Annotated in this window: 17 protein-coding genes; 6 read left to right on the top strand and 11 right to left on the bottom strand. The window is 72.0% G+C overall.

Translation table 11 applies throughout. The annotated features are described in order from the left end of the window. Positions 1 to 2: 2 nt before the first annotated feature. From DMB66_RS37330 to DMB66_RS37345, 4 genes are all read left to right on the top strand, one after another. Positions 3 to 788 carry an ABC transporter ATP-binding protein gene (locus tag DMB66_RS37330; protein WP_125808866.1) on the top strand — a complete coding sequence of 262 codons (786 nt, stop codon included), beginning with the start codon at positions 3 to 5 and terminating at the stop codon, positions 786 to 788. A 76-nt stretch (positions 789 to 864) separates the two neighbouring features. Next, a complete protein-coding gene (locus DMB66_RS37335) occupies positions 865 to 1554 on the top strand; it encodes an ABC transporter ATP-binding protein (RefSeq protein WP_125808843.1) in 690 nt (229 codons plus the stop codon). After that, positions 1551 to 2417, top strand: a complete 867-nt coding sequence (locus tag DMB66_RS37340; protein ID WP_125808844.1) for a branched-chain amino acid ABC transporter permease — start codon at positions 1551 to 1553, stop codon at positions 2415 to 2417. Before DMB66_RS37335 ends, DMB66_RS37340 begins: the two co-directional genes overlap by 4 nt. Next, the gene (locus DMB66_RS37345; RefSeq protein ID WP_233625113.1) at positions 2414 to 3439 is read left to right on the top strand and encodes a branched-chain amino acid ABC transporter permease; all 1026 of its coding nucleotides are present in this window, start codon (positions 2414 to 2416) and stop codon (positions 3437 to 3439) included. The genes DMB66_RS37340 and DMB66_RS37345 overlap by 4 nt, the downstream gene beginning before the upstream one ends. On the opposite strand, the gene DMB66_RS37350 is transcribed toward DMB66_RS37345, so the two are convergent. The 4 genes from DMB66_RS37350 to DMB66_RS37365 are packed head-to-tail and all read right to left on the bottom strand — an operon-like array spanning position 3436 to position 7227. Next, positions 3436 to 4113 (bottom strand): hypothetical protein, encoded by a 678-nt coding sequence (locus DMB66_RS37350; RefSeq protein ID WP_125808845.1) that lies wholly within the window; start codon positions 4111 to 4113, stop codon positions 3436 to 3438. The two genes, DMB66_RS37345 and DMB66_RS37350, sit on opposite strands and share 4 nt — an antisense overlap. A gap of 22 nt (positions 4114 to 4135) precedes the next feature. After that, on the bottom strand, positions 4136 to 4291 hold the full coding sequence (locus DMB66_RS66140; protein WP_125808846.1) for a hypothetical protein: 156 nt from the start codon (positions 4289 to 4291) through the stop codon (positions 4136 to 4138). Further along, the gene (locus DMB66_RS37360) at positions 4257 to 6410 is read right to left on the bottom strand and encodes a bifunctional diguanylate cyclase/phosphodiesterase (RefSeq protein WP_125808847.1); all 2154 of its coding nucleotides are present in this window, start codon (positions 6408 to 6410) and stop codon (positions 4257 to 4259) included. Before DMB66_RS37360 ends, DMB66_RS66140 begins: the two co-directional genes overlap by 35 nt. A 7-nt stretch (positions 6411 to 6417) precedes the next feature. Further along, positions 6418 to 7227 carry an SAM-dependent methyltransferase gene (locus tag DMB66_RS37365; protein WP_125808848.1) on the bottom strand — a complete coding sequence of 270 codons (810 nt, stop codon included), beginning with the start codon at positions 7225 to 7227 and terminating at the stop codon, positions 6418 to 6420. A gap of 149 nt (positions 7228 to 7376) precedes the next feature. Between DMB66_RS37365 and DMB66_RS37370 the strand changes: the two genes are divergently transcribed. Further along, positions 7377 to 9302, top strand: a complete 1926-nt coding sequence (locus tag DMB66_RS37370; protein ID WP_199752851.1) for an amylosucrase — start codon at positions 7377 to 7379, stop codon at positions 9300 to 9302. An 11-nt stretch (positions 9303 to 9313) separates the two neighbouring features. Here DMB66_RS37370 and DMB66_RS37375 read toward each other — a convergent pair whose 3' ends face one another. From DMB66_RS37375 to DMB66_RS37400, 6 genes are read right to left on the bottom strand one after another with little or no spacing between them, the layout of a single operon-like run. Next, entirely contained in the window at positions 9314 to 10237 is a 924-nt protein-coding gene (locus DMB66_RS37375) for a CPBP family intramembrane glutamic endopeptidase (RefSeq protein WP_125808850.1), read from the bottom strand. A gap of 8 nt (positions 10238 to 10245) precedes the next feature. Then, the gene (locus DMB66_RS37380) at positions 10246 to 10758 is read right to left on the bottom strand and encodes a cupin domain-containing protein (RefSeq protein WP_125808851.1); all 513 of its coding nucleotides are present in this window, start codon (positions 10756 to 10758) and stop codon (positions 10246 to 10248) included. Positions 10759 to 10777: 19 nt separating this feature from the next. After that, positions 10778 to 11662, bottom strand: coding sequence for an NmrA/HSCARG family protein (locus DMB66_RS37385; RefSeq protein ID WP_125808852.1), 885 nt, complete (start codon positions 11660 to 11662; stop codon positions 10778 to 10780). 57 nt (positions 11663 to 11719) lie between these two features. Continuing rightward, positions 11720 to 12316: a hypothetical protein gene (locus DMB66_RS37390; RefSeq protein WP_125808853.1), complete on the bottom strand. Its 597-nt coding sequence runs from the start codon at positions 12314 to 12316 to the stop codon at positions 11720 to 11722. Continuing rightward, positions 12313 to 12954: a hypothetical protein gene (locus tag DMB66_RS37395; protein WP_125808854.1), complete on the bottom strand. Its 642-nt coding sequence runs from the start codon at positions 12952 to 12954 to the stop codon at positions 12313 to 12315. The genes DMB66_RS37390 and DMB66_RS37395 overlap by 4 nt, the downstream gene beginning before the upstream one ends. Next, positions 12951 to 14309, bottom strand: coding sequence for a hypothetical protein (locus DMB66_RS37400; protein ID WP_125808855.1), 1359 nt, complete (start codon positions 14307 to 14309; stop codon positions 12951 to 12953). The genes DMB66_RS37395 and DMB66_RS37400 overlap by 4 nt, the downstream gene beginning before the upstream one ends. Positions 14310 to 14516: 207 nt before the next feature. Here DMB66_RS37400 and DMB66_RS37405 point away from each other — a divergent pair, with 207 nt between their 5' ends. Further along, complete coding sequence (locus DMB66_RS37405; protein ID WP_233625114.1) at positions 14517 to 15245, top strand: response regulator transcription factor; 729 nt, start codon at positions 14517 to 14519, stop codon at positions 15243 to 15245. Between the two features lie 2 nt (positions 15246 to 15247). Here the strand turns inward: DMB66_RS37405 and DMB66_RS37410 are convergent, their stop codons facing one another. After that, positions 15248 to 16858, bottom strand: a complete 1611-nt coding sequence (locus DMB66_RS37410) for a chitinase (protein WP_125808857.1) — start codon at positions 16856 to 16858, stop codon at positions 15248 to 15250. Positions 16859 to 16977: the final 119 nt, after the last annotated feature.

A 16977-nucleotide genomic window follows, 5' to 3' on the forward strand; every position in this document is an offset into this window, starting at 1 on the left:
CGATGACCGGGGCGGCGCTCTCGGTCACCGGGGCCGCCCGGGCGTTCGGCGGCGTCTACGCCGTCCGCGACGTCGACGTCACCGTCGCGCCGGGCGAGCTGCGCGCGGTGATCGGCCCGAACGGCGCCGGCAAGTCCACGCTGTTCGCCCTCATCGGCGGCCAGCTCGCACCGGACGCCGGGACCGTGCGGCTGGACGACGTCCGCATCGACCGGCTGCCGCCGCACCGCCGGGCCCGGCTCGGCATCGGCATCGTCTTCCAGGCGGCCCGGATCTTCCCCGGCATGACCGCGCTGGAGAACGTCATGGTCGGCGCGCACGCCACCACCCGGGCCGGGTTCGTCACCGGCGCGCTCCGGCTGCCCGCCCACCGGCGCGAGGAACGCCTGATCCGCGACCGGGCCGTCGAGAGCCTGCGCCGCACCGGCATCGAGCGGTGGGCGCACCGGCCCGCCGAGGAGCTGCCGCTCGGCCAGCAGCGCGCCCTGCAGCTGGCCCGGGCCCTCTGCGGGCGGCCGCGGCTGCTGCTGCTCGACGAGCCCGCGTCGGGGCTGCGCAGCGAGGAGCGCGAACACCTCGCCACGCTCATCGAGGACCTGCGCGGGTCGGGGCTGACCATCCTGCTCGTCGAGCACGACGTGGCGTTCGTGATGCGCCTCGCCGACCGGGTCACCGTCCTCGACCTGGGCCGGGTGATCGCCGACGGGACCGCCGCGGAGGTCCGCGCCGATCCCCGGGTCATCGCCGCCTACCTCGGCACCGACACGTCCACGAAAGCGCCCGCATGAGCGATCGTGCGAGAGAGACATCAGACCCGGGGCCCGACATTCAGGCCACCACCTCCACGAGCGCTCCGGTGATGACATGAATGTCATCGAGGTCTCGGGCCTGACGGTGCGCTACTCGGGAGCCACCGCGCTGGAGGGTGTGGACCTGGTGGTCGGCGAGGGCGAGCTGGTCGCGCTCATCGGCCCGAACGGCGCCGGCAAGTCGACCCTGGTCAAGGCGCTGTCCGGGCTGATCCGCCCGGCCGCCGGGCAGATCACCGTGAACGGCCGGCTGGCGCAGGTGCCCGAGGGCCGGGAGATGTTCGGCGACCTGACCGTCGACGACAACCTGCGCCTCGGCGGGTGGCGCAACGGCCGGCACGGCCGGGGCACCGGCGCGATCTACCCGCTGCTGCCGGAGCTCACCGGTCTCCGGCGCCGGCGGGCCGGCACCCTCTCCGGCGGCCAGCAGCAGATGGTCGCGATCGGACGGGCGCTGATGGCCCGGCCCGACGTGCTCGTCGTGGACGAGCTCAGCCTCGGGCTGGCCCCGCTGGTGGTCGCCGACCTGGTCGGCCACCTCCGCACGCTCAACGCCGACCGCGGGCTGGCCGTGCTGCTGATCGAGCAGAACGCCCGCCTGGCGCTCGGCCTGTGCCACCGCGCCTACGTGCTGGAGGCGGGGCGCATCGCGCTGCGGGGCGACGCTGACGAGCTGGCCCGCGACCCCCGGGTGGCCGCCGCCTACCTGGGCGGGCACGTGACGACGGACGGGCCGGCGCGGTGACGGACTTCGTCGGATATCTGCTGACCGGGCTGGGCATCGGCGCCGGGTACGCGCTCGTGGCCAGCGGCCTGGTCGCGATCTACCGGGTTACCCGGGTGGTCAACTTCGCGCAGGGCGCCTTCGCGGTGATCGCGGCCATGCTGACCTCCTCCCTGCTGGCCGCCGGGCTGCCGCACGGGGCCGCGGAGCTGACGGGGGTGCTGGCCGCCGCGGTGACCGGGCTGCTCGTCGGCATCGTGGCCATCGGCCGCCCGGGCACCACGCCCGCCACGTCGCTGATCGTCACGCTGGGACTGGGCGTTCTCGCGTACGCGGTGGAGATCTTGATCTGGGGTGACCAGCCGCGGTCGTTTCCCGGGCTGCCCGGCGTGGCCGGCATCGCCGGCGCCCGCCTGCAGGCGCACTACCTGCTCATCCTGGGCGTGGCGGTGCCGGTCTTCCTGGTCATGGCCGTGTTCTTCGCCCGCACCGACCTGGGCAAGGCGCTGTCCGCCTGCGCCTCCAACCGGTACGCGGCCCGCGTCGTCGGCATCGACGTGCGCCGGATGGGCCTGCTCGCCTTCGCGCTGGGCGGGGCGCTCGGCGGCCTCGCCGGCGTGCTGACCACCCCGGTGCAGCAGGTGACGTTCGACAGCGACGTGACGTTGATCGTGAACGGATTCGCGGCGGCCATCCTCGGCGGGCTCACCCGGCCGGTCGTCGCCCTCGCCGGCGGGCTGCTGCTCGGCGTCGCGCAGACGATGATCGCCGGCTACGGCGGCGGCGCGTACCAGTTGGAGGTGGCCCTGTTGCTGATGCTCACGGTGATGATCGTGCAGGCCGCCCGCACCGGCGCCGTCCAGGAGCAGGAGGCGGCCCGATGACGATGAACCGGTGGACGCTCGCCGCCCTCGCCCTGGCCACGCTGGCGCTCCCGCCGCTGCTGCCGGAGAAGCATCTCGCGATCTACGTGCTGCTCGGTCTCGCCGCGACGGTCACCGTCGGGGTGTCCATGCTGATGGGGTACGCCGGTCAGGTCTCGCTCGGCCAGGCCTCCTTCTACGCCATCGGCGGGTACGCGGCCGGCATGCTCGCGGTGCGCGGCGTGCCGACGGCGGTGGGCCTGGTCGCGGCGCCGATCGTCGCGGCGCTGGCGGCGGTGCTGCTCGGCGCGCCGCTGCTCCGGCTGCGCGGGCACCACCTGGCCTTCGCCACCCTGGCCATGCAGCTGATCCTGCTGTCCCTGCTCGGGCAGGGCGAGTGGGCGGGCGGCGCGATCGGCCTGCAGGGCATCCCACGGCTGTCGCTGGCCGGCTTCGAGCTGCGCGACGACGTCGGATACGCCTACGTGGTCTGGGTCGTGCTGGCCGTGGTGCTGCTGATCTCCCGCAACGTCGTCGCGTCGCGGGCCGGGCGCGGGCTGCGCGCCGCCGCGACGAGCGAGACGGCCGCGGCGGCCAGCGGCGTCGCGATCGGCGGTTACCGGCTCGCCGTCTTCGCCCTCTCCGCGGCGTTCGCCGGGCTGGCCGGCGGGATCTACGCCTACTACCTCGGCTACCTGGCGCCGGGCTCGTTCCCGGTGCTGCTGTCCATCGAGTACGTGGTGATGGCGGTCGTCGGCGGGCTCGGCACCATCGCCGGCCCGGTCATCGGCGCCGCGGTCATCGTGCTGCTGGTCCAGGTGCTGACCGCGCTGGGCACCCAGCCCGGCATGCCCGGCTACGCGCCGAGCGTGCTCTCGTACGCCGTCTACGCGCTGTTGCTCGTGGCCACCGTGCTGTACCTGCCGCGCGGCCTCGGTCCCGCGCTGCGCACCGGCACGGCCCGGCTGGTCGGCGCTGTCCGCCGGGCGCCGGCCGAACCGAGGGCTGAGGGCGTCCCGGCCCCGCCGAAGCCGGCCGCCTAGGAATCGGCCCTGATCGCTCCGATGGGGATGCAGCTGTCGTCCTCGCCGGTCTCGCAGAGCGCGGCGCCGGTGAGATCGGCCTTCTCCGAGATGAGCTGCCACGCCCAGGTGTAGTACACGGTGTTCGCGGCGAGCACGCCGAAGACCGGGTCGATGCCCCGCACTTCGCGACCGCCGTAGAGCATCTCGTCCTCGGTCCGGTACGGCGTCCCGTGCTCCAGCGTGCACGCGATGTCCTGGTTCTGGTCGCGGCGGCAGCTCGGGTAGGTGATGGACAGGCGCTGCACCGGGGCCATGATGCGGCGGCCGGGCGGGTCGGCCTCGACCCTCAGCAGGACCGCCAGCGCGGTGGTGCCCGCCGGTGGGGGGACGCCGGGAACGGACGCGGTGGTCTGGGCGTCGAGCACCTGCACCTGGTAGGTGTATTTGTTGCTGACCCGCAGGGCCTGCCCGCGCGGCGCGGGCAGGGTAGGCGGTTTGATCTCCCCCTCGCCGGTGTACTTGCCGGGTCCCAGCGACGGGGCGGCCGAGGGCGCGATCGCCGAGGGCGCGACCGGCGGTGGCGCCGCGCCGGCACTCGCGGAGGTCGCCGGATCGGCCCCGCTCCCGCACGCGGTGAGCAGCATGGCGCTAGCCAGCGTCCACAACGGTGTCGACCACCCGCGCCGCCGCATCGAAACTCCCTCTGGTCCATGATCAATGCCGGTCGACGACCGTACCAGTGTTGACCGATCCTGTGTTGACCGATCCTGTGTCGATCGATCCTGTGTCGATCGATCCTGTGTCGATCGATCCTGTGTCGATCGACTTCTGGCCGTCACCGGTCGGGGCCCGCCCCCACCGGCGCCGCACGGCGCAGCAGGTCCGTGACGGCGGCGGGGCGCAACGGCCGCGAGAAGAGCCAGCCCTGCCCGGTGTCGCAGCCGAGGGCCCGCAGCCGCTCGGCCTGCGACCGGGTCTCCACCGCCTCCGCGGTCACGCTGACGCCGATGGTGTGCGCGAGCCGGATGATCGTCTCGACGATCCGCTCGTCGACCGAGTCGCCGCCGTCCGGATCGCGGAGCCCGTCGACGAACGGCCCGGCCAGCTTGAGCAGGTGCACCGGCAGCCGGCGCAGGTAGGCGAAGTTGGAGTAGCCGGTGCCGAAGTCGTCGATCGCGATGCGGATGCCGCTGTCCGCCAGGCTGGACAGCGCCTGCAACGGGCCGTTGGTGTCCATGATCGCGCTCTCGGTCAGCTCCAGCACCAGCAGCGCGGGATCGAGCCCGGTGCGGGTCAGGATCTCCTCGACCTCCGCCGGCAGGGTCGGCTCGTGCACCTGCGAGACCGTGATGTTGACGCTGACCGAGACGCGCAGCTCCGGGAACTCCCCCGCCCACTTCGCGGCCTGGGCGCAGGCCTCCTGCAGGACCCAGCGGCCGAGCGGCACGATGATGCCGGTCTCCTCGGCCAGGGCGATGAACGCGTCCGGGGTCAGCTCGCCGAGCACCGGATGATGCCAGCGCAGCAGCGCCTCGACGCCGGTCACCCGCTGATCGGCCAGCGCCACCAGCGGCTGGTAGACGAGCGAGAACTCGCGGCGGTCGAGGGCGTCGGGCAGGGCGGCGGCCAGCTCGTAGCGGGCCGCCTGCCAGGCGTTACGGTCCGCGTCGTACATCACGTAGCGCCCGCGCCCCTCCGACTTCGCCACGTACAGGGTGAGGTCGGCGGCCTTCATCAGCTCCGCGGCGCTGGTCTCGCGGACGACGCTCTCCACGACGCCGATGCTCGCCGACACCCGCATCCGGTGCTGGCCGAGCTGGTACGGCTCGGCCAGGACGGCGAGCGTCCGGCCGGCCAGCTCGGTCAGCTCGCCCGCCCCGCTGGAGTGCTCGACCAGCAGCACGAACTCGTCGCCGCTCATCCGGCCCGCGACCTGCCGGAAGCCGGCGGCGCATTCCCGCAGCCGCTGGGCGACCGCCACCAGCAGATCGTCGCCGACCTGGTGCCCGAGGGTGTCGTTGACCCGCTTGAACCCGTCCAGGTCGAGGTAGCACAGCCCGACCCGGGCGTCCGGATCGTCGCTGCCGAAGATCCGTTCGAGGTGCTCGCCGATCATCGTGCGGTTCGGCAGGCCGGTCAGCGGATCGTGGGTGGCCTGATATTCCAGCCGGTGCTTGAGCCGCCGCCGGTCGGTGATGTCCTGCACCATGGCGATGGTGAACTCCGGTGCGCCGCCCTCGTCCCGGATCAGCGACACCGTCAGATCGGTCCAGACGACCCCGCGGTCCTTGCGGTAGTAGGCCTTCTCCATCCTTACGTGATCAAGCTCGCCGCCGATCAGCTCCGCGTACATCTTCCACATCTCGGGCGGGTCCTCGGGGTGGCTGAGCTGCGGCACCAGCAGGGCGCACATCTCCTCGGCGGTGTAGCCCAGCAGGTCGGCGAACGCCTGGTTGACCTGCACGATGCGGCCGTCCATCGTGCTGACGCCGATGCCGATCGCCGCGCCGTCGAACACCGCCCGCAGCCGCGCCTCGCTGGACCGCAGCGCCCGCTCGGCGGCGGCGTGCGCGCTGATCACGGCCCGGCCGAGCAACTCCTGTTCGGCCATGGTGGCGGCGCGGATCGCCGCGGCATACCCGGCGGCCACCGCGGCCTGGATCTCCACGACCCGTTGCCGGTGTCGGCCGGCGTCCCCGACCGCCGCCGGCAGGTGGGTGCCGATCAGGGAGACGGTGGCGGACAGCACGGCGGGCTCGGTCAGGTGCGCCTCGACCAGCGCGGACCCGACCTCGCCGGCCACCCGGGGGTCGAACGACTCCGCCCGGAACGCCGCGCCGAGCCGGTCGGTCAGCCGCCGGAGCAGGGCGTCGAGCCCGCCGAGGTCCAGCGGCACGAACCCCTCGTGCGCGACCTGCCGGCGCCAGTGCGCGGCGAAGCCGGCCAGCCCCGCGGGCGTGGCCGGCCCCGCATCGCCATGCGACCCCATCCGATACTCAGCTCTTCCTGCCGACGCCGGCGTAGGCCCCGACCTGCTCGGGGTGCTCGTCGACCGGATCCCGCGGATCGGGCCGCCACTGCGGAATGAACACCAGGCCGGGTTCGACCAGGTCGAACCCGTCGAAATACGCCGCGATCCCGGCCCGCGGGCGCAGCATGATCTCGGTCGCGGTGCGGGAGGAGAGCCGCTGGGCCTCGACGACCTCGGGCGGCTGCCCGTCCGCCGTGGCGTGCGACACCAGCAGGTAGCTGCCGGGCGCCATGGCCTCCCGAAGCGCCGCCACGATCGCCGCCGGGCTGTCGTTGTCCGGCACGAAGTGCAGCACGCCGGCGAGCAGCACGGCCACCGGCTCGGCGAAGTCGAGCAGGCCGAGCTTCTGCGCCTCGCCGAGCACCCGGTCGACGTCCCGGACGTCCGCGCAGATCACGTCGGCCCGGTCGACGCCGGCCAGGATCGCCCGGCTGTGCTCGACCGCGACCGGATCGATGTCGACGTAGACCACGGCGGAGTCCGGCGCGGCGTCGAGGGCGATCTCGTGCACGTTGCCGGCGGTCGGAATGCCCGAGCCGATGTCGAGGAACTGTCGCACCCCCCGCGCGACCAGGTAACGCACCGCCCGGCGCAGGAACACCCGGTTGGACCGCATGGTCTCCCCGATGTTCGGCGTCATCGCGGCGATCTGCTCGGCCAGCGCCCGGTCGACGGCGAAGTTGTGCGCCCCGCCGAGGAAGTAGTCGTAGACCCGTGCGGCGCTGGGACGATCAACGTCGATGCCGGCTGGTACCCAGTCGGTCGGTCCGGTCACGGTAAGCCCCTCCCCCTGATCGCGACGCGGCCTTCGCGACGTCGCCGTGCACGTCAGCCCGCAAGACCACAACTGTCTATCGTCCACAGCCACGGATGGCAACCAGCGGAAAGCATGACCGGGACGGTCCGAAACGCTACTTTGAGGTGGTGAATGGATCTTCGGTACGGGCCCGGGCGGCGGACGCGCTGCGGTCGCTGCTCCCGTCGTTGACGACCGAGGCCACCGAGCGCCTCGGGCACGCGGAGGCGGTGGCCTTCCTCGCCCGGCTGGAGACGTCGCTGCCGGACATCTTCGAGCCGCTGGAGATCGTCTACGGATCGGTGCCGCTGGAGGCCCTGATCCGGGCCGCCCTCGCCGGCGCCGCGGCGCGCCCGCCCGAGCTGCGCGACCTCGACCGGCGGCGGGAGATCGACGCGCACTGGTATCAGCGGGCCCGCCAGGTCGGCTACGTCTGCTACGCCGACCGGTTCGCCGGCTCGCTGCCCGCGGTGGCCGAGCACCTCGACTATCTGGACGAACTGGGCGTCACGTACCTGCACCTGATGCCGCTGCTGGCCCCGCGGCCGGGCGAGAACGACGGCGGGTACGCGGTGCGGGACTACCGTGCCGTCGATCCGCGGCTGGGCACGATGGACGACCTCACCGACCTGGCCGGCCGGCTGCACGCCCGGGGCATGAGCCTCTGCGTCGACCTGGTGCTCAACCACACCGCGAAGGAGCACGCCTGGGCCCGTGGCTGGTGGGCCGGCGACCCGGCGTACCGGGATTTCTACTTCGCCTTCCCGGACCGGGAGATGCCGGACGCGTACGAGCGCACGATCGTCCCGGTCTTCCCGGACCGCGCGCCGGGCTCGTTCACCCAGTTCGACGGCAAGTGGGTGTGGACGACCTTCTGGAACTACCAGTGGGATCTGAACTACGCCAACCCGGCGGTGTTCCACGCCATGCTGGAGACCATCCTGTGGCTGGCCAACCGGGGCGTCGACGCGTTCCGGCTGGACGCTGTCCCGTTCATGTGGAAGCGCGTCGGCACCACCTGCATGAACGAGCCGGAAGTGCACCGGATCGTGCAGGCGCTGCACGCGCTCACCCGGCTCGCCGCGCCCGGCGTGATCTTCAAGGCCGAGGCGATCGTCGCGCCCGACGACCTGGTGCCCTACCTCGGCGGGCACGACCGGTACCGGCCGGAGTGCGAGCTGGCCTACCACAACCAGCTGATGGTGATGCTCTGGAGCAGCCTGGCCACCAAGGACGCCCGGCTGATGGCCCAGTCGCTGTCGCGGATGAAGCCGATCCCCGCGGAGTCCTCCTGGGTGACCTACGTCCGCGGGCACGACGACATCGGCTGGGCGGTCAGCGAGCAGGACGCCGCGGCGGTCGGCTGGGACTGGTGGAACCACCGGAACTTCCTCAACGCCTTCTTCTCCGGCCGCTTCCCCACCTCCTCCGCTCAGGGCGCCCTGTTCCAGGAGAATCCGGAGACCGGCGACGCCCGGATCTCCGGCACCGCCGCCTCGCTCTGCGGCATCACCGAGGAGCCGGCGAGCTGGCCGCAGGGCGTCCGCCGGCTGCTCCTGCTGCACTCGGTGGCCTTCGCCTTCGGCGGCATCCCGCTCATCTACATGGGCGACGAACTGGCGATGCGCAACGACGCCGGCTACCTCGACGACCCGGCGCTCGCCGACGACAACCGGTGGATGCACCGCCCCACCATGGACTGGGCGGCGGCCGGGCGCCGGCACGACCCGGCCACGCTGGAGGGCATGGTCTACGCCGGGCTGCGCCGGATGGTCGCGGCCCGCAAGGACCTGCTCGCCCTGCGGGCCGGCGGGGAGAGCGGCATCCTCGGCGTGGACAACGGGCACGTGTTCGCCTTCCGCCGCCGGCACCCCCGCAGCGGCACCTTCATCGGCCTGGCCAACTTCGCCGAGCAGCCACAGTCGATCTCCGCGGCGGCGATCGGGCACTACGGCTGGATGGAGACCGCGCTCAGCAGCGACGGGCCGCTGCAGGTGCGGGAGGGACGGGCCGTTCTGCCCGCGCTCGGCTTCGCCTGGCTGATCGAACGCTGAACCCAGCCCGCTCAGGTGAACAGCAGCGGCAGCAGGCCGAGAGCGTTCGCCGCGCCGTGCAGCACGATCAGCGCCCACACGTTGCGGTACCGCGCCCACAGGTAGCCGGTCAGCAGGCCGAGGCCGCCGCTGGACACCAGGATCACCGCGGTGATCTCCCAGGCCGGGCCGTCGCCGTAGCGGTGGACGTGCAGGGCGGCGAACAGCAGCGCCGACGCGGCGATCGCGGGCCACCGGCCCAGCAGCGCCTCCAGCCGGGTCTGCAGCAGCACCCGGTAGAAGATCTCTTCCGTGACGCTGGCGGTCAGGAACGTGAAGACCGCCGCCCCGGCGAGGAACACCGGGTCGATCGTCGCGTACCCGGAGAGGTCCGGCTCGCCGGCCAGCGGGCTGTAGTGGCCGAGCCAGGCCCAGGCGAGCACCGCGGGTGCCGGGCCGAGCCAGTACCAGCGGCGGGGCAGGAGCGCCCGATGGCCGCGGGCGGGCGACGGGGCCGGCCACCGCCGCAGGACCAGCCAGCCGCCGCCGAGCAGGAGCAGCAGCTTGAGCGCCGGGTAGAGCAGGTCGCCACCCGGCGCCGACCGCACCGGCGACACGAGGGGAAAGACGACCGCGATCACGACCAGGCCGACCGCCTGCCGGCGCAGGTTCACACCGGTCGGTTCCGCCGGCTCCGCCACCGCCGGCCCGGCGGGCCCGAGGGGGACCAGGACGGCCGGCGCGCGAGCCGACACGGTCAGCGCCGGCAGCCGCCACGGCACCAGCCGGGTCAGCAGCAGGCCGACGGCGAGCGGCACGACGACGGCGGCGAGCGGGATCCCCGCCGCCTCCTCGTCGGCGGAGACCGCCAATGACGTCCGGCCGGCCAGCAGCAGGACGATGACCGCGAGCAGCGGCAGGGCGAGACCCGCGGCGGTGAGCAGCTTCGGTCGCACGGCGGCTCCTAGTTTCCGGGCGTGCGGTTCATCAGCGGCGTGAGCTGGTGGATGTCGTGCCGGCGGCGCAGCGCCGCGATCTCGGCCTGGTCGGGTGGTCCCCCGGCGGCGAGCAGCTCGGTGAGCTCCTGGAGGTAGCGCTCGTGGCCGGCGGGTGAGACGAGGAAGAGCATCCGGGCCGGTTCGGTTCCCGGGTTGAAGAAGGCGTGCGGGCAGCCGGCGGGCACGAACATGAAGCTTCCCGGTCCGCCCCGGAAGACCGTGGCGCCGGCCTTCGACTCCCAGCTGCGCCAGTCGCCGTTGGCCTGGGTGGTCGGTTCGAAGGCCAGCAGGTCGAGCTCGCCGTCGAGGACGTAGAACACCTCCTCCGCCTGCTGGTGCCGGTGCGCCCCCACGTCGAAGCCCGGGGCGACCTCGGCCTCGAACGCCGAGAAGATCTTCGACTGTTCGGCGCCCGCCTTCAGGGTCATGGTCTGGAGTCTGCGGCCGCCACCGGGCGGCACCAGCAGTCCGTCGGTCATCTCTGCCCACCTTCCGTACTCATGGTTTCCAGCCTGTCGCGTGCAGCCAGGTCTTCAGCCGCAGCAGGTCCGGGTGGTCCGCCTGCAACTGCGAGAGGTCGGCCAGGTCGGACGGGTGCTCGTTGAAGAACGTGAACATCTGCGCCAGCTGCTCGTCGAAGGCGCGGATCTGCTCGATGGGCGTCTGGTGGAACCGGGTCGGCAGGCCGCTGTACCAGCCGAAGGTCTCCGCGATCTCCTCGGGTGTGCCGACGTCGCCGGCGATCGAGATGGTCCGGCCGAGGAAACGGCCGGGCCGGTCGAACGCCATCGCCCCGAACGCGCCGATGTCGCGCACCGAGATCAGCTGTAGCGGTACGGCGGGCCGGACGGCGAGGCTGACCACGAGTTCGCCGTTGGTCAGCACCGGGCGGTTGTAGGTGGCGAAGTTCTCCATGAAGGAGACCGGACGCAGGATGGTCGCCGGTGGTCCGGCCGCGTGAATGTGCTCCTCGATCCGCGATTTGCTGTCGTAGTAGGGGATTCCGGAACCAGCGTCCGCGCCGTTGATCGAGCTGTAGACCAGGTGCGCGACGCCGGATTCCCGGGCGAGGCCGACCACCGCCTTGCCCCGCCGTTCCTCGGCCACCACGCCCTCGGGGCTGATCCTGGGCCCGGCCATCATGGTCAGGGCGAGGAAGACTCCGTGCATGCCTTCCATCGCCGTCCGCAGCGACGCCGGATCATCCAGGTCGCCGCCGACGAGGGTGGCACCCGCCTCCCGCAGCGCCCGGGCGCCGGGCGAGCCGGGGTCGCGCACCAGGGCGTGCACCTCTCGGCCGCGTTCGAGCAGGTGCCGCGCAGCCCAGCCGCCCTGCTGACCGGTGGCGCCGATGACGAGTACCGGTCCCTTGTGATCTGGCATGAGAAGCTCTCCCGTCGTCGGGCTCAGGGGCAAAGTCGAGGAAGACAGGACTCCGGCTCAGGCGTCCGGTATCGCCGTGATGCTGTGCGAGCCGAGGTCGACCGAGAGGCGGATCCCGCCGATCGAGGTGCTGACGTTGTCGCCGTCGACATTCTCGCCGGCCCATTCCGCCGCCTGCTTGGCGAGCTCGCGCCGGCTGAAGAACAGCGCATCGCCCAGGCCGGCGAACAGGGTCTTGCAGTAGTTCGAGCCCGGCTTGTGTCCGCAGCGCACCGACACGTACTGGATCTGGGCGTCGCCGTCGTACTCAATGCCGACGTTCATCGAGGACAGCCCGGCCTCGGTGGTGGTGCAGCTCATCAGGTTCTTGGCAGCGCTTCTCCGGCTCTTGATCTCCGACGGGCCGCATCGGTAGCCGTTGGCCTTGACCAGCCAGCCGCTGGCAAGGCTGGCGACCGTCAGGTCCGGCAGATACCGCCGGGCGGCGTCGGGGAACTCGGGAAGCATCGACGGCGGCGCGGTCGGTCCGTCCGGCTGCGTGGTGAAGTACGCGGCGACCGCGCCCGGGCCGCTGCCGAGCACCCCGCCGACGATCAGCGCGCCCACGATCAGCAGGACCGTGACCGCGGCGCCCGGCTTGCGCGGCGCGCTCATCGCGAACCCACCGATACGGCGAGCCGGAGGTTCTGCTGGTCCAGGGCCGACAGCCGGTATTGGTAGCCGCCGATGGTGGCCGTGACGTCGGCGCCGCCGCTGAGCCGCGGGAGCAGCCAACCGCTGATCTCCTCGGTCAGGACCGGGTCGTCGGAGAACGGCAGGGCGGCGAGCCACACCAGGTAGGCCTTGGTCGAGGCCGGTGCCTCGCCGGCCGTGTGGGTGTTGACACTGCTGTCGTAGCTGTAGATCAGATCGTCCTTGTCCGAGACGCGGGACCGGTAGGTCGTGTCACCGATGCGCAGTTCGCACTCCGGGCCGTTGAGCTTCTCGGTGCAGGTGAAACCCCGTCCCTTCAGCGCGTCGAGCACACTGGAGGCCTTGAGCGACGGGATGCAGTACAGGTTCCCGCACGAGGCCCGGTACGACGCCTTGCGCTCGCTGCGCGTGAGCAGGTATCCGCCCGTGCCCCCGGCGACGAGCGTCACCAGCGCGACCGCCAGGGCGATGAGACGCAGGCGCCGCCAGGCCCGTACCGGGTCGACGGCGGGCTGGGCGACCGGCCCGATCGGGCCGATCGGGCCGGGTGGACCCGTCGCACCGGGCGGTGCCGGTGGCTGCATGTTCGACACGGTCATGCCCCCGTCCGGACGTAGTTGGCCCACTTCTGCTTGAAGTCCGCAGCGGACATCTTCAGGACCCGGGTGCAGACGGTGTTGAAGATGGGCAGGTCGGCCAGGGGGTCGCCGTCCGCGTCGTTGTGCTGGATGACGCCTTCGTAGAACTCCACCGCGGCCTCCCGCCCCTTGATCCGCTCGATGAAGCCGAACGTGGTGGCGGCAGCGGCGTAGTTGTAGCTGATGTCCTTGTCGTAGAACTCCTTCGTGATGGGCAGCCGGCCCTTGAACGAGCCGGCGGCCCTGCGGCGGTACGCCTCGCTCGTGCCCTCCGTCCACGCGGCGAACCCCTCGATCGCCCACCGCGGCGGGCCCAGCAGCCCGTTGCCCGGGCTGAGCGCGGCCGCGCGAGAGGTCACGGCGTGTGCCAGCTCGTGCCGCATCACCCGCCGGGGATCATCGCCGAAGGCCGCGATCATCTTGAGGTTGACCGTGATGCGTGAACCGGCGTACTGCTTGTCGTAGACCTCGCCGTTCTGGCGGACACCGAACTGCGGGAACTGGAAACCTTCGAACTTGGACACGGTGAGGACGCCGTCGCCCGCCCCGAACCAAGTGGCGAAGTTCTCGTCGTCATTGGTGAAGAACAGCACGTGGCCGGGGAACCGGGTGCGACTGCCCCACATCTGCTCGATGCCCTTCGCCTCCGCCGCGGCGGGCGCGGCATAGCGGTCGAGGTCGGTGACGCTCGCATCGGCGACCAGCCATACGTTGCCGGCCTGCTTGACGGTCAGTGGCGTGGTGTACCAGGGAGCCGTGGCCGGCAACCCGCTGACGTCCAGTTTGGCGCCGTTCCTTCTGGTGATGCGGGTCAACTCGGTGATCACCAGCTGGTCGCCCCGCTGGGCCGCCAGGATCTGGAAGGTCGCGGCCGGAGACACACCGCCCGGGCCGGCGTCCGCCGCCAGTTGGATCACCTCGTGCACCGGTGCGAACCGGTGTACGCCGTCCTTCACCTTTCCGTCACCGAAGAAGCTCGTGATGTAACGGAACGTCGTGGGCTTGAACTGGCGCAGGTTGGCGAAGAACATCTTCTGCTGCGTGATCAGTTCCGCGTTGTTCGCGTCCAGGTCGGCGAGGAAGGCGCGCTCGTCGCCCTGCTCCATCGCCTTCGCGCGGCGGTCGAGGATCTGCTTGAGCGCCCGGGCATGCGGATCGGCCGCCGCCTGGTTACCCTGATCGACGATCGTCGGCCGGGTCTTCTCGGCGCAGCCGGCGAGCGCCAGGCCACCCGCCAGGCCGCAGCCGGCGAGCAGCGCCCGCCTCGACCACCCAGCGCCCTGGCCTGCGGCGACCGAGCGATGCTGGTGTGTCACGAACTGGTCCCCCGAACTGCCTACGTCATGAGCGTGTGCCGATGCACACCAGGTCGGGTTCAAGGTAGGAGAGGGTCGACCGGTCACACATCCGTAGATGGTTGGATGTTGACGTACAACCCACGTGGTAGCCGCGCCGGCCACCAACCACTGCGGTACGTCTGTCTACATCGCAGGGTTGACCCGCCGCCGCACCGTGCGGGTCCGGTGGCACAGCACGAGAGGCGGTACGGGGTGCGGAGCACCGAGCGGAAGATCACGGTGCTCGTCGTCGACGACCAGGTGCTGATCCGGGCCGGGCTGGTCGCGTTGCTGCGCGCGGCGCCCGGCATCGAGGTCATCGGCGAGGCCGCCGACGGTGAGACCGCGGTGGCGCTGGCGGCGCGCACCAGGCCGCAGGTCATCATCATGGACATCCGGATGCCGGGCGCCGGTGGCATCGCGGCTACCCGCGAGATCCTCGCCGCCGCCGGCGAGACCGACCGGCCGCATGTGCTGGTGCTGACCACCTTCGACCTCGACGAGTACGTCTACCAGGCGCTCCGGGCCGGCGCGAGCGGCTTCCTGCTCAAGGACAGCCCGCCGGAGCGGCTCCTCAACGCGGTGACGACGATCGCGGGCGGCGACCTGCTGTTCGCGCCGAGCGTGGTGCGCGGCCTGGTCGAGGCGTACGCCGCGCGCGCCGCCCAGAAGCCGGGAGCGGTGGCGGGCACGGACGCGCTCACCGGCCGGGAGACCGAGGTGCTGCGCCTGGTGGCCCGGGGCATCTCCAACGGCGAGATCGCCGATCACCTGGTCATCGCCGAGGCGACCGTGAAGACCCACGTCAACCGCTTGATGACCAAGCTGGGCCTGACCAGCCGGGCGCAGGCGGTCGTCGTCGCGTACGAGAGCGGCCTGGTCGTGGCGCAGCACGGCCGGCCGGCGAGCGCGTAGTCCTAATTGGTCACCGGCTCGCCCGGAACCGTGAACAGCGGCTGCCACGGGTCGTCCGGGCCGATCGGGTATTCGGTGGACGGAGCATCGCCCTTCGTCGACCACCGGGCCTGGTACGGCAGCTCGTCGAAGAGCACCCGGTCCCCGCGGGCGTAGACGGTCGCCTGTTCCCACTCGTCCTTCACGCCGGTCACCTCCGGACTCGGCCGGGGTGCCTTCTCGGTCGAGCTCACCGGGCCGATCACCGACCACGGGGTGGGGGTGCTGGAGTCGCCCGCCTCCGCGGGGTCGGCGCCCTGGTTCGCCCACTTCGCCTCGTAGACGACGCCGTGCCAGACCACCTTGTAGCCGCCCACGTACTGGGCGCTGAGGCGCCACACCGGGTAAGGACTCGTCCGGGGATCGTCCACGATCGGCTCCTGGTCCGGGATCGCGACCGATTCCCGGCCGGACGTGCCCACCGCGCTGCCCGGCAGCCCCGCGAAGACCGACGAGAAGGCCAGCGCGTCCTGGGCCACCCCGCTGCACGTGTTGGAGTGCACCACGACGTTGGTGAAGGTCCCCCGGCACCGGGCGTCCCGGTTCAGCGACCACATCGACACCCTGCCGAGCCCGTTGTCGACGGCGAAGGTGGCGAGCCCGCGCGCGTCGTCGACGGTGAACCGCTCGGCGTCCACGTCGTTCTGGCCGATCATCGGCGTGGCCCCGATCCTCGACCACACCTGCGGCGACGTGAGCTGCACACCGAGCCGCAGGTAGAGGTCGGACAGCTGCTTGTGGGTCGACTCCAGCGCCCGGATGGACAGCTCCAGCATGTCGGGGTCCGAGCCCTGCTCCGACCCGAAGTCCATCGTCATCACGTTGACCCCGCGCAGCGAGACACCGCCCTCCAGCGTCGCCCGCACCGCGCCGAGCCCGTCGGCGGTCAGGCCCTCCGGCGCCACCGGCAGGGTCAGCCACACCGCCAGCGGGTCACCGGCCGACTCCCGCTCGGCCTGCAGCGTCGCCAGGGCGAGCGCGCGCCGCCGCAACGACGCCTGGTCCGCCACGGCCGTACCCTCGATGTCCAGATCCAGGGTCTGCACCTCGTAGCGCCGCACCAGCTGCCGGTAGGCGTCGGTCAGCCGCGCCTGGTCGGTGCAGGCGACGGCGAGCTCGGAGTTGTTCAGCCCGCCCACGCTGAGCATGATGCTCCCGCCTGAGGACCGCAGCTGGCTGATCCTGCGGTCCAGCTCCAGGGAGGCGGCCGCCTCGTCGGGGGTGTAGGCGCCACCCCAGCTGGGCGCGCAGCCGTCCTTGGGGTCGGCGACCACGAAGGCCAGGGCCACGTCGTTCGCCGGGTTCGCCTCGGGATCCTGGAACTCGAAGGTCGGGGTCAGCGTGACATCCACGTACGGCACGGCCCACGACTTCGCGGTCGGGCCGGCCGTGTCCCGCAGGTGCAGCACCGCGAAGGTGCCGCCGGTGCCGAGGCCGGCCAGCACCAGGATCAGCAGGCCGAGCCTGAGCCACGACAGCCGCTCGGCCGGCGCCTCCGGCTCCTGCCAGTTCTCGTCGGCGAGGGGGTCGTCCTCCGGCCGCACGGACTGCTGGATGGCGCGGTCGGTGAGCATGAGGCCCTCTCCGTCGTGGGTCGTCTACCTCTCGGATCGGCAGCTTCGGCGACGAGTGAAGGCCCGCGACGGCAAAAACCTTTAAGACTTCCCGCAGGACGGCCGATGGGGAGACGAAC

Source organism: Actinoplanes sp. ATCC 53533 (assembly GCF_003947245.1).

Coding starts and splice junctions, on each gene's coding strand:
- DMB66_RS37345 (WP_233625113.1), top strand. CDS start 2,414: ATGACGATGAACCGGTGGACGCTCGCCGCCCTCGCCCTGGCCACGCTG.
- DMB66_RS37410 (WP_125808857.1), bottom strand. CDS start 16,858: ATGCTCACCGACCGCGCCATCCAGCAGTCCGTGCGGCCGGAGGACGAC.
- DMB66_RS37385 (WP_125808852.1), bottom strand. CDS start 11,662: ATGCCAGATCACAAGGGACCGGTACTCGTCATCGGCGCCACCGGTCAG.
- DMB66_RS37350 (WP_125808845.1), bottom strand. CDS start 4,113: ATGCGGCGGCGCGGGTGGTCGACACCGTTGTGGACGCTGGCTAGCGCC.
- DMB66_RS37335 (WP_125808843.1), top strand. CDS start 865: ATGAATGTCATCGAGGTCTCGGGCCTGACGGTGCGCTACTCGGGAGCC.
- DMB66_RS37330 (WP_125808866.1), top strand. CDS start 3: ATGACCGGGGCGGCGCTCTCGGTCACCGGGGCCGCCCGGGCGTTCGGC.
- DMB66_RS37395 (WP_125808854.1), bottom strand. CDS start 12,954: ATGACCGTGTCGAACATGCAGCCACCGGCACCGCCCGGTGCGACGGGT.
- DMB66_RS37380 (WP_125808851.1), bottom strand. CDS start 10,758: ATGACCGACGGACTGCTGGTGCCGCCCGGTGGCGGCCGCAGACTCCAG.
- DMB66_RS37360 (WP_125808847.1), bottom strand. CDS start 6,410: ATGGGGTCGCATGGCGATGCGGGGCCGGCCACGCCCGCGGGGCTGGCC.
- DMB66_RS37390 (WP_125808853.1), bottom strand. CDS start 12,316: ATGAGCGCGCCGCGCAAGCCGGGCGCCGCGGTCACGGTCCTGCTGATC.